The following is a 15,618-nucleotide window of genomic DNA, read 5'->3' as shown; positions in this document are numbered from 1 at the left end:
ATTGCCCCCAAATATAGGGAATCTAACTTTGCCCGATAACCACCTGAACGGTTTCCTGTGCTTCCTGCTTGAGAAGGACCTGTTGCCCCTTTACTAAAGCCTTGATTTCCTCTGGTTTGGCATGGCGGACAGTATAAAGAGTCACCCCTTCATAATGTGTTACACTGAACTGTTGTTTTAACTGGGTTAAAAGTTCAGGCAGGCGTTTGAATTTGTTATCCACCACCACAGAAAAACTAATGGCCGAATTCTGGATGAGTTCCACCTTCATTTTATACTGATGCAAAAGCTTGAAGACTTCACCAATGTGATCCTCCATCATAAAGGAGAAATCCAAAGAAGAAAGGGAAATAAGTACTTGATCCTTCTTAAGGATAAAACAAGAGACCATAGGGTCTAGCGCCTTGCCTTTGGTCACGCAGGTTCCTGGGTCTTCTGGCTTAATGAAAGATCGCACAATAAGCGGAATTTCCTTGCGCTGCAAAGGTTGTAGCGTCTTTGGGTGAATTACCGAGGCTCCGTAAAAGGCCAATTCTATCGCCTCTCGATACGAAATATGATTCAGCAATTGCGTTTTAGAGAAATGTCGTGGATCCGCATTCAGAACACCAGGAACGTCCTTCCAAATGGTCACGCTTTCTGCATCCAGACAATAGCCAAAGATCGCCGCGGTATAATCCGAACCTTCTCGCCCTAAGGTCGTGGTAAAGTTGTTGTTCACCTCCGAGCCCAAGAATCCTTGGGTTATAGTAAGACCTTTGCGATCCACCGATTTTTTGATAAGCTCTTGGGTCAACTGCCAATCCACACGGGGATCGCGATAATTGCTGTCTGTTTTGATACAACTGCGTACATCCAGCCACGTATTCTTATGGCCATTTTCGTTGAGAAAAGTAGATACAATCGTGGTAGAGATCAACTCTCCAAAACTCACCACTTGATCGTAAACAAAAGCATGCGTCTCGGAGCGGTTATGGGTCAGAAAATCCTCCAGAGCTCCAAAAAAGTCTTTAATGGTTTGATGAATGCCGTGGCTTTTATTGGGAAACAACTCTTTTAAGATCTCCAGATGGTACTGTTTGGAAAATTCTATCGCGGCTTTTACAGAATCGTCCTTTTTAAAATAGGCGCTTACCACTGCCTCTAAGGCATTGGTGGTTTTACCCATTGCCGACACAACGACTACCAGCTCACTGCTGCCAGTATTCTCCAACACTCTTTTTAAGTTTCTAACCCCTGTGGCATCTTTGACAGAGGCTCCTCCGAATTTAAATATTCGCATGTTTCTCCATATAATTAGCAATAGCCTTGCAATCCATTTGAGCGATATACCAATCCTTTAAAAGATTGGCGCCAATGGACTCATAAAGCTGTATGGCTGATTCATTCCAATCCAAAACCACCCAATCAATACGGCCAACATCTTCTTGCTTGCCGTACTGGATCACACGATCCAAGAGTGCCTTTCCAAGACCTTTACCGCGCATGGCTTGCGTGACTATAAGATCTTCCAAGTAGAGTCCGCGGCCATTCCAGGTAGAGAATCGGAAGTAGACCAAGGCCATACCGACCACTGCTCCATCTATCTCGGCCACAAAACACTTAAAAAGTGGTCGCTCCCCAAATCCTTCCCTTACTAAGGTTTGGGTATCGATCAAAACAGCATCGGGTTCTTTTTCAAATACCGCCAGTTCTTTGATCAAGGCTAGCATTGCTGGGGCGTCCTCTTTTCGGGCTTCTCGAATCATTTTAATGATTTTGTAATACCACAAATATCGGGGCTATTTGTGAATTTTAACGATATTTGCTCTAAATTCTCATCAACTACTTCCATGGCTATCAGAAACCAAACGCTGGGCGAATTCATCATCGAAAATCAAAATGAATTCAAATACTCTTCCGGTGAATTATCAAGACTCATCAACTCTATAAGACTCGCTGCAAAAGTGGTCAATCACGAGGTAAATAAAGCCGGTTTGGTTGACATATTAGGCGCTGCAGGTGACATGAACATTCAAGGCGAGGATCAGCAAAAATTGGATGTCTTTGCCAATGAGGCCTTTATTAAAACCTTGACCAACCGAGAGATTGTTTGCGGGATTGCCAGTGAAGAAGAGGATGATTTCATCGCCATTAAAGATGGAAACCCAAACAACCAACACAAGTATGTAGTCTTGATTGACCCTTTAGACGGTTCCTCTAACATAGATGTGAATGTCTCTGTGGGTACTATTTTCTCTATCTACCGACGCGTAACGCCTGTTGGGACGCCTGTGACCGCCGCTGATTTTCTCCAAGCAGGTAACAAGCAAGTTGCCGCCGGATACATCATTTACGGTACCTCAACCATGATCGTTTATTCGACAGGCCATGGGGTTAACGGTTTTACGCTCAACCCAGCGATTGGAACCTATTATTTATCCCACCCGAATATGAAATTTCCGGATGATGGAAAGATCTACTCGGTCAATGAAGGGAATTATTCCCAGTTCCCTCAAGGGGTGAAAGATTACATCAAATACTGTCAGATGGAAGAAGGCGATAGACCGTATACTTCTCGTTATATCGGCTCTTTAGTATCTGACTTTCATAGAAATATGATCAAAGGAGGGATCTATATGTATCCCAGCACTTCTAAGAATCCAGACGGCAAGCTGCGCTTGCTTTACGAATGCAATCCGATGGCCTTTTTGGCGGAACAAGCCGGAGGAAAAGCCAGCAATGGTTTCCAGCGAATTCTAGACATTGAACCTACAGAATTGCATCAACGTGTCCCCTTTTTCTGCGGATCGACAACTATGGTCGAAAAAGCAGAATCTTGTATGAAAAAGGCTGCAAAGGCCTAAAGAACACGAATTTTAGTACATTTACTTTTCAACGTAAGATTATGGCGAAGGAAAAAACAAAAACCCCCCAAGGTGAAGCCATGGATTCTGGTTCCAAGATCGAAGCGATTAAGCAGCTGATCTTTGGAGAAAATATCGAACAATACGACAGTGAGTTCGATACCCTAAAACAAGAAATTCAGGACCGCAAAAAAGAACTCGAGGACTATATCGATCAAGTTCGCAACGAACTCATGCAGTCTATAGACTCCATGACCACTGACATCAATATTCGTATCACTGACCTGGAAGATGCACTCAACGACAAAACGGAAAACGTTGACAAGGCTAAGGTTAATAAAGACGAACTCGGAGATCTGTTGATCAAATTGGGAGAAAAGCTACGCTCCTAAGAAATACCATTTATGGTCGAGCAAAAGGATAAACTCAACCTGCTTCGGGATATCCTGTTAATTGATGACAGGGAGGTTGCCGATGCCATTTCCCAACGCCTCGATACCATTACAAAGACCCTCGAGTCCAAAGAAAAACTAGCAAAAAAAGTCGATCCCATATTAGAGGAACACATGGAACAATTTGTGGAGGAAATCCCTACGCGATTGGGTCCTGTAATCACCAAAACCCTCAAAGAACAGATCGCAAATAGTAAAGATCAAGTGGTGGAAGCGCTTTATCCCATAATGGGAAAAATGGTGAAGCGTTACATACAAAATGAACTCGCGCTGCTATCAGAGAACATCAATAATAAGGTCAACAATACCTTTACGCTTAAGGGCATACAACGCAAACTCAAAGCCCTGTTTACCGGAGTGAAGGAAAGCGACATTATTTTGAGTGAACTGGATGCTCCAGAACTGATGGAAGTGTTTGTGATTAAGAAGGGGTCTGGAATGCTCTTGGGCAATTATTCCAACCAACAGACTCTGGACAAAGACTTGATCTCTGGCATGTTGACTGCCATTAAGAGTTTTGTAGAAGATGCTTTTCAGGGCGAAAGCCAAAATCTGGAAGGGATTGACTACGAACTCTACAAAATCCAAATTCAGAATTTCCATTCGTACTATATGGCTGTTGTGGTTTCCGGTAACCTAACGCCGCAGTTCGAAAACGAAATTGAAGACCTAATCCTTGAAAACAGCGACACCTTAAGTGAGTTGTTAACTAACGCGCAACGTGAAAACGTAGACATCTTCTTAGCTTCTATGTTTGAAGACTATTTAGACAACACCTAATTTTAAGTTTGGAACACAAATTGCAAAGCAAATAATTGACAACTAAAATTACCACGTATTAGATGGAAGTATCTAAAAAAATTGTGCTGATAGGGCATTTTGGAGTTGGAAAGACCAGCTTAGTGAGACGTTATGTTGATAGCGCCTTTAGCGAGGATTATCTGGTAACCCTTGGGGTTCAGGTAAAGAAAAAGCAGATCGAATTGGACGACAATCAGGTGAATTTGATCATCTGGGATCTAGAAGGAAACGCTAAAGTAGAAAACATGCGTTCTAGCTATATGTTAGGAACCGACGGATTCCTGTACGTCTTTGATCTGACCCGTCCGATCACGTTTAACAACCTCAACGAAAATCTAGAGTTTATCAAAAAGCAATATCCAAAAGCCCCCGTTAAGATTGTTGGGAACAAGGCCGACCTTTTTGATGGAAACGATCTGGATGAATTTCTCACTAAAAACAAACTGGAACAAGTCATCACAACCAGCGCAAAGGAAGGAACCAATGTCGCTACGGTCTTTGAAGAATTGGCCAGAGAACTGCTGTAATCTATGAGTTTAAAGAGTTTTAAATCTGACTTGCTTGAAAAGCGAGTTCAGATCATTACCACCGATATGTCTGGGAAGGTCACGGCCAGTGATGATGCCTTGATCCCACTCAAAAAAGGCAGTAGCCTGCAGGATATAGATCCTTTTTTCGAAGCTATTGTACCCTTAGTCAGTGCAGAGGCCGAACTTTTAGAGTTCCCTTGTGTCAACCTGAAAACAGACGAAAACGAGTTTGTATTGGACATTGAACTGCGCTACGGAGATGGAGAATTGATCGCTATCCTTTATGACTTTTCGGAGCACTATCGCAGATCGCATCCGGTGGTACAAGAAAAAAATGAAAACACTATTCTGGCGAACCAATTGTTGGTTGAACAAACCATAGCCAATGAAAAAGAGGCTCTTAAGAACAGCTTTATTTCCAAGCTCAGTCATGAATTGCGCAAACCCTTGGGCAATATGATGGGCTTTGTCAATTTACTAAAAGACAGCAACCTGAATTACGATCAAGCAGAGATGCTCAAGATTGTACGTCAAACCGGATTGCATATTGAGGAATTGCTCAATGATCTGTTGGATATTTCCAAGATCAGTCAGGGAACACTGAATTTGAAAAGCGTGTCCTTTAAAATGAAGGATGTGACCAAGCATTTGAAAGATATGTTCAGCCTCAAGGCCAAAACTAAGAGGATTGAATTTGAGGTCAATATGCATGACAATGTCCCTGCAGTGCTGATTGGAGATCCTATACGGGTTAAGCAGATTTTGATCAATTTGGTAGACAACGCCTTTAAGAACACCCCCAAAGGGAAGGTGTTGCTGGATATCAGCGTGGACTATTCTCGTGCCAAAAAGGTCTCATTACGCTTTAGTGTTTCAGATACCGGATATGGTATCAAGGACGCTGAACTACCTAAGATCTTTGATTCTTATTATCAGATTGACCAACTGCTCTCACCAACAGAAGGACAAGGACTCGGACTTAAAATAGTGGATGATCTGGTCAAACTTCAAAAAGGAAAAACCAAGGTTAAAAGCAAGGTGGGAGAGGGAACACAGTTCGAGGTATCGCTACCTTTTGAAGTTCCGCTTCGAGCGGAGAAAAAACCGCCTCGTAAAAAGGCTATCGACGTGGATGAGCGCATTCGCGTACTTTGCGTTGACGACGCAGAATTGGATCAAATGCTGATCATGAAGATCCTGATCAATGAAGGTTTTATTTCAATGGACCTGGCCTTGCACGGGGAAATGGCACTGCAACTTATTGACCTTAAGTCCTACGACGTAATCTTACTAGATCTGGACCTGCCGATCCTCAATGGAATTGAATTCTTGAAGCGACTGCGTGCAGAACGCAAAACCAAGAAAATTCCAGTAGTTGTACTTACAGCCATGGCGGGAGCAGAATATCAAAAAGAAGCTGAAGCACTTGGTATCTCAGCCTATTTGACAAAACCGTATCAGCCTAAAGAGCTCGTTAAAGCAATCAAGGCCGCGTTTAAAGAAAAGGAGAAGTAGGCCGCTCGGCTTACTTTTCCACCAAATATTGGTAGTCTTCGAAGTCTAAACCTCCAGTATAAATCTGAATGGAGCGTTTGATGTATTTCTCCGCTTGCTCATTATTGAATCCAAGACCAGCCGCATAACGCACCAATAGATGATGTTCGTCTTCGTCGATCTGGTTGTCTGCAAAGATGATGGAGAACATGTCGTGTAGCAGCTGTAAACGCACCTCATGAGAATTTGGCGGGTTGATCGGATACAAAGTTGGATCTTTAAGGACTGCTTTTTGCTCAGATTCGTGGATTCCCAATTTATTAGCAAAGCGATCCAAACGGGCCATTTCTTGCTCGTTGAGCTCGTTATCTACTGCGGCAATTCTCACCAAAGCGGCAAAGTGGCTCAGGTTTCTTGAGTGTTCGTAACTCTGAAAAAGATTCTTAAACGACATAGTTTTACTTAATTGCTGCAAATATAGCAGTATCTTCTCATTTCTAACAGGCAATCGGCCTCCAATTTTGCTAAAAATGCAAGCAAGGCTACCGCAGGAATTGTCGTATTTTTATAGGGAGCAAAAATTACTCCCATGCCCCTATTGGTTTTTAATAAAAACGGCATTTACTGTCCGCAGGCAGACGTATATCTGGACGCCTGGCGGAAGGTCCCTAAATGCATTGTAACTCATGGGCATTCAGACCATGCGCGTTACGGCCACGGGCAGTATATCACCCACAAGACCAATATTCCCATTATCAAACACCGTTTGGGCAAACTTCAAGTTCAAGGTTTGGATTGGAACGAGACACTTTTGGTCAATGGAGTGAAATTCAGTTTGCATCCTGCGGGACATATTCCGGGCTCTGCACAAGTGCGGGTGGAGTACAAAGGCGAGGTTTGGGTGTTCACTGGAGATTATAAATTACAAGACGACGGTCTATGCATTCCTTTTGAGCCTATCAAATGCAACACCTTCATTACCGAATGTACTTTCGGTTTACCCGCCTTTTCTTGGGAGCCACAAGAAGAGGTATTTAATGAGATCGATTCGTGGTGGGCTACCAATAGATCCGACGATGTTACTTCTTTGCTCTTCGGATACAGTTTAGGAAAGGCCCAACGTATTTTAAAAAATGTCAATGCGGACATCGGTCCTATCTACGTGCACAAAACCATTTACGATCTCAACAAAGCCATGTCCGAAGATTTTGATCTGCCAGAATTTACCTTGCTTGACACTAGTATGGACAAATCAGAGCTGAAAGGATCCCTGATAGTAGCACCTCCAGGAGTGCAAAATGCCGCTTGGATCAGGAAGATCGGAGCACAAACTACCGCTGCCGCCAGTGGATGGATGACCTTTAGAGGCGCCCGAAGAAGACGCGCCTTAGACAAGGGATTCGTATTGAGTGATCACGCAGATTGGCAGGATCTGCTCACCGCAGTAAAAGCAACGGGCTGCGAGCAAGTTATAGCAACACACGGCTATACAGAGATCTTCTCCCGCTACCTCCGTGAAGAATTAGGCTTAGACGCTAAAACAGAGGCTACGGCTTATGAAGCAGAAACCATAGACCAAACTCAAGAAACTGCCTAAGTCTATGAAAGCCTTTGCTCAACTCATAAAAGCCTTAGACAGCACCAACAAGACCAACCAAAAAGTTGAGGCACTCGCCAATTATTTTAAAACAGCTGCGGACAGCGATAAAGTTTGGACCATAGCCCTACTCTCTCACCGCCGACCCAAGCGCCCTGTTAACACTACGCTGCTTAGACTTTGGGCTACCGAACTGGCCAACATTCCCGCTTGGATTTTTGAGGAAAGCTATCACATTGTGGGTGATCTGGCAGAGACCATCGCTTTGGTTTTACCACACCCTAAAGGCAGTACCGAAATGTCACTAACTGAAGTGGTCAATGAAATTGCTGCTCTAGGTTCTCAAACCGAAGATGTAAGAAAGTCCACAATTTTGGAGCGCTGGGATCAATTCAACTATTATGAGCGTTTTGTCTACAACAAAATCATTACTGGAGGATTTAGAATCGGTGTAAGTCAAAAACTGATGACGCGGGCCCTTGGACAGGCTACAGGTATTGATACGGATGAGCTCGCCTTTAAACTCATGGGAAATTGGGACCCAAAGACGATCAGTTTTGAAGAACTGATCATAGCTCCATCCGAAGCTGCTGCGGTTTCCAGGCCTTATCCCTTCTTTTTGGCTCATGCTGTAGAAGGTGAAGTTGAGCAGCTGGGAGACATTTCCCAATACAGTTTTGAACATAAATGGGATGGGATTCGTGCCCAACTGATCTTTAGAGCAGGCACTCATTTTGTTTGGAGTCGAGGCGAAGAATTAGTTACCGACAAGTATCCAGAATTTGACAAACTCCTTGATCTCATTCCAGAAGGGACCGTTTTGGATGGCGAGATTGTCTGTTTTCCCGACGGACAAATTGGCGATTTTAACTTGTTGCAAACGCGCATCGGGCGCAAAAACATCAGCAAAAAACTCTTGGAGACCCACCCAGTGATTCTGATTGCCTATGACTTACTGGAATGGCAGGGGCAAGACTTAAGAAGTACTCCTTTTATACAGCGCCGGGAACTTTTGGATAAACTGGTTAAAAAGATTGGAAGGGGAACACCACTTTACCTCAGCAGTACCATGCATTTCAAAAATTGGAAAGAGGCCACTGCAGAGCGAGAGCGCTCTAGAGAAAAACGCAGTGAAGGCCTCATGATTAAACGCAAGGATTCGCATTATGGTGTGGGCAGAAAACGCGGTGAATGGTACAAATGGAAAGTGGATCCGTTTACCATAGATGCGGTACTTACCTATGCTATGCGCGGACACGGACGTAGGGCCAACCTCTTTACAGATTACACCTTTGCACTTTGGCATGAAGGGGCTCTGGTCACTTTTGCCAAGGCCTATAGCGGCCTTACTGATGCCGAACTCAAAGAGGTTGACAGCTGGATCAAAAAGAATACTTTGGAACGCTTTGGACCCGTGCGTTCCGTGGTTCCTCAGCATGTTTTTGAAATCGCTTTTGAAGGCATCGCCGCCAGCAAACGCCATAAAAGTGGCGTTGCCACACGCTTCCCGCGAATACACCGTTGGCGCAAAGACAAAAAGCCTGATCAGGCAAACAGTTTAGAAGATCTCAAAGCCCTCATCCCTTAATGAAGCGCGAAGAACTTTTAAATATCGCCCAGGGCTGGTTTGAAGGCCGCGGATGGAATCCGTTCCCGTTTCAAAAGCAAACTTGGAACGCCTACCTGCAGGGCAAGCACGGCCTGCTCAACGCGCCTACGGGCAGTGGGAAGACCTATGCGCTCTGGACTCCAATCGTCTTGTCTTATATCAAATCCAATCCGGAGTATAAAACCAAACACAAAAAAGGGATCAAAGCCCTTTGGATCACGCCGCTGCGAGCCCTATCCGTTGAGAATCAACAAGCGGCCCAACGTATGGCCGATGAATTGGAAACCGGCTTAACCGTAGGAATAAGAACGGGAGACACCACCCAAGCAGAACGTGCCAAACAAAAGCGTTCTATGCCGGATCTGCTTATCACTACTCCCGAGAGTCTCATGCTGCTTTTGGCCAGCAAGGACTATCCCAAACTCTTTAAAACCTTAGAAGCCGTTGTGGTTGACGAATGGCACGAACTCCTTGGCTCTAAGCGCGGGGTACAAATGGAACTCGCCTTATCTCGCTTAAAGACCATTTGCCCAAAACTGCGTATTTGGGGGATCTCTGCCACAATTGGTAATTTAGATCAAGCCATGGATGTTTTGATGGGCGATTCTACCGAGCAGGAAAAACCCAGAGTCCTGATCAGGGCGAAACGCAAACCCAAAGTCAAAGTCAAATCCATCATCCCAAAGAAGATGGAAACCTTCCCTTGGCGTGGTCATTTGGGTTTACATTTATTAGAAGAGATCATTCCCATCATTGAAGCCAGCAAGACTACCATCATCTTTACCAACACCCGCGGACAATGCGAGATCTGGTTTCAGAAAATATTAGAAAAGCACCCGGAACTGGCAGGTGCCCTCGCCATGCATCACGGGAGTATCAATAAAGAAACACGGCTTTGGGTAGAACAAGCTATTCGCAATGAATCGCTCAAAGCTGTGGTGGCTACTTCAAGTTTAGACCTGGGCGTGGATTTTGCTCCCGTGGAGACGATCATTCAAATTGGCGGTCCAAAAGGCGTTGCTAAATTTTTACAACGCGCCGGGCGCTCCAACCACCGCCCTGGCGAACCGAGTTTGATCTACTTTTTACCCACCCACGCTTTGGAATTGGTTGAAGCCTCGGCCTTAAAACGCGCCGTGACAGAATCCGTAATGGAAGATCGCACGCCCTTTTTACTCTGCTTTGATGTGCTGATCCAATACTTGGTCACTTTGGCTGTAAGTGACGGTTTTAAACCTGAGGAGATATTCCCAGAAGTACAACGCACCTTTTGTTTTCAAGGTCTGACCGAAGAGCAATGGCAATGGTGTTTGAATTTTATCACTAAAGGCAGTCAAAGTTTAGAAGCTTATAACGAATACCGAAAAGTTCTGATTCAAGAAGACGGACTTTTCAAGGTTACTGATCGTAGGATCGCCATGATGCATCGTTTGTCAATTGGCACCATTGTAAGTGATGCCATGCTGTTGGTCAAATACGTGAGCGGTGGTTTTATCGGGACAGTAGAAGAATGGTTCTTGGGCAAGATGAAACCTGGAGACACCTTTGTCTTTGCTGGGCGAACGCTGGAATTGGTCCGCCTGAGAAACATGACCGCTCAGGTTAGAAAATCTAAAAAACGCAGCAGCAATGTAGTGAGTTTTATGGGCGGACGTTTGCCGCTTTCCTCCCAAATGAGTCAGCTGCTCAGAGAAGAACTACAAAGTAGTAGCGCTTATAAATCACACACACGAGAATTGCGCGCCCTGAGTCATATTTTTGAACGGCAATTGCAGGAATCTATAGTGCCGGCTTCTTATGAATTCTTGATAGAATCCTTTGAAACCCGAGAAGGTTTCCACGTGGTCTTCTACCCTTTTGAAGGTCGATTTGTGCACGAAGCCTTAAGTCATATTTTGGCCTACAGGATCAGTTTGCTGATCCCTATCAGTTTCTCTTTGGCTTATAACGACTACGGTTTTGAATTGCTCTCAGATCAATTCTGGGATGTACAACTCATCTTTGACAACGACTTATTCACTCCGGAGTATTTACTGCAAGACTTGGAAAAAAGTATCAACGCCACAGAGATGGCAAGCCGAAAGTTTAGAGACATCGCTGTGATCAGTGGCTTGGTGTTTCAAGGCTATCCCAACAAGACGGTCAAGACCAAACACTTGCAAAGCAATTCGCGTTTGCTGTTTAAGGTCTTTAAGGATTTTGAGCCCGATAATTTACTTTTGCAGCAAGCCTACCGAGAGACCTTTGAGCACGAGTTAGAAGAAGGCCGTTTGCGTATTGCTTTAGAGCGTATTTGCAATCAGGATATGGAATGGCGCCCTTGTGAAAAGCCAACGCCATTCAGCTTCCCGATCATTACCGATAGGTTGCGCGAAAAAATGAGCTCGGAAAAACTCAGTGATAGAATCAAACGCATGCGCGTGCAATATGAAGACTAATTCCATGAAGACTTTAGCGTTCAATTTCGGCGGATTGGAATGTGTGGGACACCCCAGTGGTGCTTTGTATGTCCCGGCATACGATTGCCTGCTTATCGCCGATGTGCATCTGGGTAAGGTGAGTCATTTTAGAAAACACGGGGCTGCAGTTCCAACGGCAGCTATTCAATCCAACTTTGATAAGTTGGACATCGCTATGGAAGATTTTAAAACCGATCGCATCTATTTTTTAGGCGATCTATTCCACAGCCACACCAACAAAGAGTGGGATTATTTTGCCCGATGGACCCAAGAGCGAAAGCCGGAAACCACCTTGGTCTTAGGGAATCATGATATCATTCCTTTGAGCCGTTATGATGCCTTGGGAATAACTACATGTGAGGTTGGTGCACTTGGTGATCTTCAACTCACCCACATACCGGAAGATAAGCCAGAACAGTTCACTATAAGCGGACATATTCATCCTGGCGTTCGCTTGCGTGGTGTAGGAAGACAATCCATAAGCTTACCTTGCTTTTTTATCAGCGGCAAACAAATGATCTTGCCCGCTTTTGGCAGTTTTACGGGCAAACATGTATTGCGTCCGGGCAGCGATGACCGCATTTACGCCATTGCCGAAGGCGAACTTCTGGCCCTTCACGAGACGCCCTAATTTGCGTATCTTTAAACAGATGAAAAAAATTTACGCACTCCTCAATGCGGTTGCTTTAGTTGCAACTATTTATGTCAATTACCTGTCCAATACTGGAGCTATAGCTGGGAAAACCATTGGTGGTGTTTCTGACGATTTGAACACCCTTTTCACCCCTTCAGGTTATGCTTTTGCTATTTGGGGACTGATCTATTTGCTGCTCATTGGCTTTGCGATCTACGGATTGGTTGCTGCCTTTGGCAAAGTGCGTGACGATTCTTTTCTGGAAAAGACGGCCGGTTGGTTTTTACTCTCCTGTGGAGCCAATATGGCGTGGATCTTTTGTTGGCTCTACGAATGGACTGGATGGTCAGTGATTTGCATGTTTGTGATATTGATTGCCTTACTGGTCATTGTGGTTAAAAATGGGATGGAACTTTATGACGCTGCTATCCCGACCATTGCCTTTGTATGGTGGCCTTTTGTGATCTACAGCGGATGGATCACCGTGGCGAGTATTGCCAATATCTCTGCTTATTTACACAAAACCAATTGGGATGGTTTGGGCGTATCTGAAGTCACTTGGACCATTGTTGTGATACTTGTTGCGGGAGCGGTCAACTTGGCCGTTACCTGGAAGCGCAATATGCGAGAATTTGCCTTAGTTGGCGCTTGGGCTTTGGGCGCCATTGCTGTGGCCAATTGGCATACCCAGGAACTTATTGCCAATACAGCCATGCTAGTTATGGGTGTTTTAATCGGAAGCAGCACTTTACACGCCCTTAAGAACTGGAAGACCAATCCGCTGTTCAAACTGCTGGAATACTACGGCAAGCGTTAAAATTCACTTTTTGCTTTAAAAGTTGTTTTAAATTCCCAAAGGAAGGCAGTATCTTTGCCATCCCATGAGCAAAACGCTGGTACAATCGGTGTTCAAAGAGTCTTCTTCACTAAGAAAACTAGGGGAAGTTATATCCAAAAATCAAGCGAGAACAACACTTTCGGGCCTACACGGTTCTGCCTTTTCTATTGTAGTTGCTCAGCTTTTTAAAGAATCCGAAAGACCTTTCCTTTGCGTCTTTAATGATAAGGAAGAAGCTGCTTATCACCTCAACGACTTGGAGCAATTAGTAGGCGATCAGGAAGTGCTGTTCTTCCCTGGGAGCTACCGCCGTCCGTATCAAATTGAGGAAACCAATAACGCAAACGTACTGCTTAGATCCGAAGTATTGAATCGGATCAACTCCCGCAAAAAACCAGCCCTGATAGTCACCTATCCTGAAGCACTTTTTGAGAAGGTAGTGACCAGAAAAGAACTGGAGCGCAACACTTTGAGCGTTAAAGTGGGAGATGAACTTTCACTGGACTTTGTGAACGAAGTGCTATTCTCCTATCAGTTTAAACGCGTTGATTTTGTCACTGAACCCGGAGAGTTTTCTGTACGCGGAGGGATCTTAGATGTATTCTCCTTTTCTCATGACGAGCCATATCGCTTGGAGTTCTTTGGCAATGAAGTGGACAGTATTCGTTGCTTTGATGTAGAAACCCAGCTCTCCACCGAACAAATAAAACGCATCGGAATCATCCCTAATGTGGCCAACAAAATGTTGGAAGAAAAACGCGCTTCCTTTTTGGAATACATTGCCAGAAAGACCGTGGTATTCACCGCCAACCAACGCTTGATAGAAGAAAAACTGGATGATTTCTTTGAGAAAGCGGAGACGGCCTTTACCGAACTCGATCAGACGATAAAACAACTCAAACCGGCAGAGCTATTTATCAACGGTACCACATTTTCTGAATTGCTGGAATCGTTTACCCATGTGGCAGAAGTTCCTGCCGATGGTACCATCGAATTTAAAACACAACCGCAACCGCCCTTTAAAAAGCAGTTCCCGGTTCTGATCAAAGACCTCCAGCAAAAACACGCGAAAGGATATACCAATTACATCTTTTGCGACACCGTACAACAGGCCAAACGCTTTGAAGATATTTTAGAAGACGCCGCGGATGATGTCCAATACCAAACTGCCGTATTCTCACTCTACTCCGGCTTTGTAGATGCTGAGTCCAAAACGGCTTGTTATACGGATCACCAGATTTTTGAACGCTATCACCGTTTCCATCTTAAAAACGGTTACGCCAAAAAACAGGCCATCACCTTAAAGGAATTGACTAACCTGGAAGTAGGCGATTATGTGACCCACATAGATCACGGGATCGGGAAGTTCGGCGGTTTACAAAAAATAGAGGTGGAAGGCAAATTCCAAGAAGCCATTAAGCTTATTTATGGTGAACGAGACATCTTGTATCTGAGTATCCACTCTTTGCACAAGATTGCTAAATACAACGGCAAAGACGGCACCGCTCCGAAGATCTACAAATTGGGCTCCAACGCCTGGAAAAAACTCAAGCAAAAGACCAAGAAGAAGGTCAAAGAAATTGCTTTTAACCTTATTGAACTTTACGCCAAGCGTCGTTTGCAAAAAGGCTTTCAGTACGCTCCGGATTCTTACCTACAGCACGAGCTGGAATCGTCGTTCATTTATGAGGACACTCCGGATCAATCCAAAGCCACGGAGGATATAAAGCGCGACATGGAGAGCGAGCGCCCGATGGATCGTTTGGTCTGTGGAGACGTTGGTTTTGGAAAGACTGAAGTAGCCATTCGTGCTGCATTTAAAGCGGTGGATAATGGCAAACAAGTAGCGGTTCTGGTTCCAACAACCATTTTGGCCTTTCAACACCATAAGAGTTTCTCCAAACGCATGAAGCGTTTGCCAGTCAATATTGACTATCTGAATCGCTTTAGAACCACCAAAGAGCGCAATCAAGTTTTGGAGGATTTGGAAAGTGGAAAACTCGATATTGTGATCGGGACGCACCAGCTGGTCAATAAGGGGATCAAATTCAAAGACCTGGGACTGCTGATTATTGATGAAGAGCAGAAGTTTGGCGTAGCCGTAAAAGACAAGCTCAAGACCATCAAGGAAAATGTGGATACGCTCACTCTAACAGCAACACCTATTCCGCGAACGCTGCAATTCAGTTTGATGGCCGCCAGAGACCTCTCGGTGATCAATACACCACCTGCCAACCGCTACCCTATTGAAACTCGGGTGATTCGCTTTTCTGAAGAGGCGATCCGCGACGCTATGCAATACGAGATCTCCAGAGGAGGTCAGGCATTCTTTGTCCACAACCGTATTGAGAACATTCA

General features: G+C 44.7%; 14 protein-coding genes. 11 read left to right on the top strand and 3 right to left on the bottom strand.

All coding sequences use genetic code 11. The features are described from left to right. Positions 1-22: 22 nt before the first annotated feature. Positions 23-1,282, bottom strand: coding sequence for an aspartate kinase (locus tag HRT75_RS05055; protein ID WP_291183329.1), 1,260 nt, complete (start codon positions 1,280-1,282; stop codon positions 23-25). Continuing rightward, positions 1,269-1,748, bottom strand: a complete 480-nt coding sequence (locus tag HRT75_RS05050; RefSeq protein WP_291183327.1) for a GNAT family N-acetyltransferase — start codon at positions 1,746-1,748, stop codon at positions 1,269-1,271. The genes HRT75_RS05055 and HRT75_RS05050 overlap by 14 nt, the downstream gene beginning before the upstream one ends. An 84-nt stretch (positions 1,749-1,832) precedes the next feature. On the opposite strand from HRT75_RS05050, the gene fbp reads away from it, so the two are divergent. The 5 genes from fbp to HRT75_RS05025 all read left to right on the top strand — a co-directional run bounded on the left by fbp (position 1,833) and on the right by HRT75_RS05025 (position 6,144). Further along, positions 1,833-2,846: a class 1 fructose-bisphosphatase gene (gene fbp / locus HRT75_RS05045; protein ID WP_291183325.1), complete on the top strand. Its 1,014-nt coding sequence runs from the start codon at positions 1,833-1,835 to the stop codon at positions 2,844-2,846. A 41-nt stretch (positions 2,847-2,887) separates the two neighbouring features. Beyond that, positions 2,888-3,238, top strand: coding sequence for a fructose 1,6-bisphosphatase (locus tag HRT75_RS05040; RefSeq protein WP_291183323.1), 351 nt, complete (start codon positions 2,888-2,890; stop codon positions 3,236-3,238). Between the two features lie 12 nt (positions 3,239-3,250). Continuing rightward, entirely contained in the window at positions 3,251-4,078 is an 828-nt protein-coding gene (locus tag HRT75_RS05035; protein ID WP_291183322.1) for a cell envelope biogenesis protein OmpA, read from the top strand. Between the two features lie 62 nt (positions 4,079-4,140). After that, positions 4,141-4,626 carry a Rab family GTPase gene (locus tag HRT75_RS05030; RefSeq protein ID WP_291183320.1) on the top strand — a complete coding sequence of 162 codons (486 nt, stop codon included), beginning with the start codon at positions 4,141-4,143 and terminating at the stop codon, positions 4,624-4,626. Between the two features lie 3 nt (positions 4,627-4,629). Next, entirely contained in the window at positions 4,630-6,144 is a 1,515-nt protein-coding gene (locus HRT75_RS05025) for an ATP-binding protein (protein WP_291183318.1), read from the top strand. A gap of 10 nt (positions 6,145-6,154) precedes the next feature. Here the strand turns inward: HRT75_RS05025 and HRT75_RS05020 are convergent, their stop codons facing one another. Continuing rightward, a complete protein-coding gene (locus HRT75_RS05020; RefSeq protein ID WP_291183316.1) occupies positions 6,155-6,577 on the bottom strand; it encodes a TerB family tellurite resistance protein in 423 nt (140 codons plus the stop codon). A gap of 135 nt (positions 6,578-6,712) precedes the next feature. On the opposite strand from HRT75_RS05020, the gene HRT75_RS05015 reads away from it, so the two are divergent. From HRT75_RS05015 to HRT75_RS04990, 6 genes are all read left to right on the top strand, one after another. Beyond that, positions 6,713-7,720: a ligase-associated DNA damage response exonuclease gene (locus HRT75_RS05015; RefSeq protein ID WP_291183314.1), complete on the top strand. Its 1,008-nt coding sequence runs from the start codon at positions 6,713-6,715 to the stop codon at positions 7,718-7,720. A 4-nt stretch (positions 7,721-7,724) separates the two neighbouring features. Then, complete coding sequence (locus tag HRT75_RS05010; RefSeq protein ID WP_291183312.1) at positions 7,725-9,308, top strand: ATP-dependent DNA ligase; 1,584 nt, start codon at positions 7,725-7,727, stop codon at positions 9,306-9,308. After that, positions 9,308-11,767 carry a ligase-associated DNA damage response DEXH box helicase gene (locus tag HRT75_RS05005; protein WP_291183310.1) on the top strand — a complete coding sequence of 820 codons (2,460 nt, stop codon included), beginning with the start codon at positions 9,308-9,310 and terminating at the stop codon, positions 11,765-11,767. The genes HRT75_RS05010 and HRT75_RS05005 overlap by 1 nt, the downstream gene beginning before the upstream one ends. 4 nt (positions 11,768-11,771) lie before the next feature. Continuing rightward, complete coding sequence (pdeM, locus tag HRT75_RS05000) at positions 11,772-12,419, top strand: ligase-associated DNA damage response endonuclease PdeM (RefSeq protein ID WP_291183308.1); 648 nt, start codon at positions 11,772-11,774, stop codon at positions 12,417-12,419. Positions 12,420-12,438: 19 nt separating this feature from the next. Next, entirely contained in the window at positions 12,439-13,239 is an 801-nt protein-coding gene (locus tag HRT75_RS04995; RefSeq protein ID WP_291183306.1) for a tryptophan-rich sensory protein, read from the top strand. 64 nt (positions 13,240-13,303) lie between these two features. Continuing rightward, a partial coding sequence (locus HRT75_RS04990; RefSeq protein WP_291183304.1) for a DEAD/DEAH box helicase occupies positions 13,304-15,618 on the top strand: 2,315 nt, incomplete at its 3' end.

The sequence above is a fragment of the Gilvibacter sp. genome (assembly GCF_013214815.1).
In the GTDB taxonomy this organism is placed as follows: Bacteria; Bacteroidota; Bacteroidia; order Flavobacteriales; family Flavobacteriaceae; genus Gilvibacter.
This window is presented reverse-complemented; position numbering and strand designations above follow the sequence as displayed.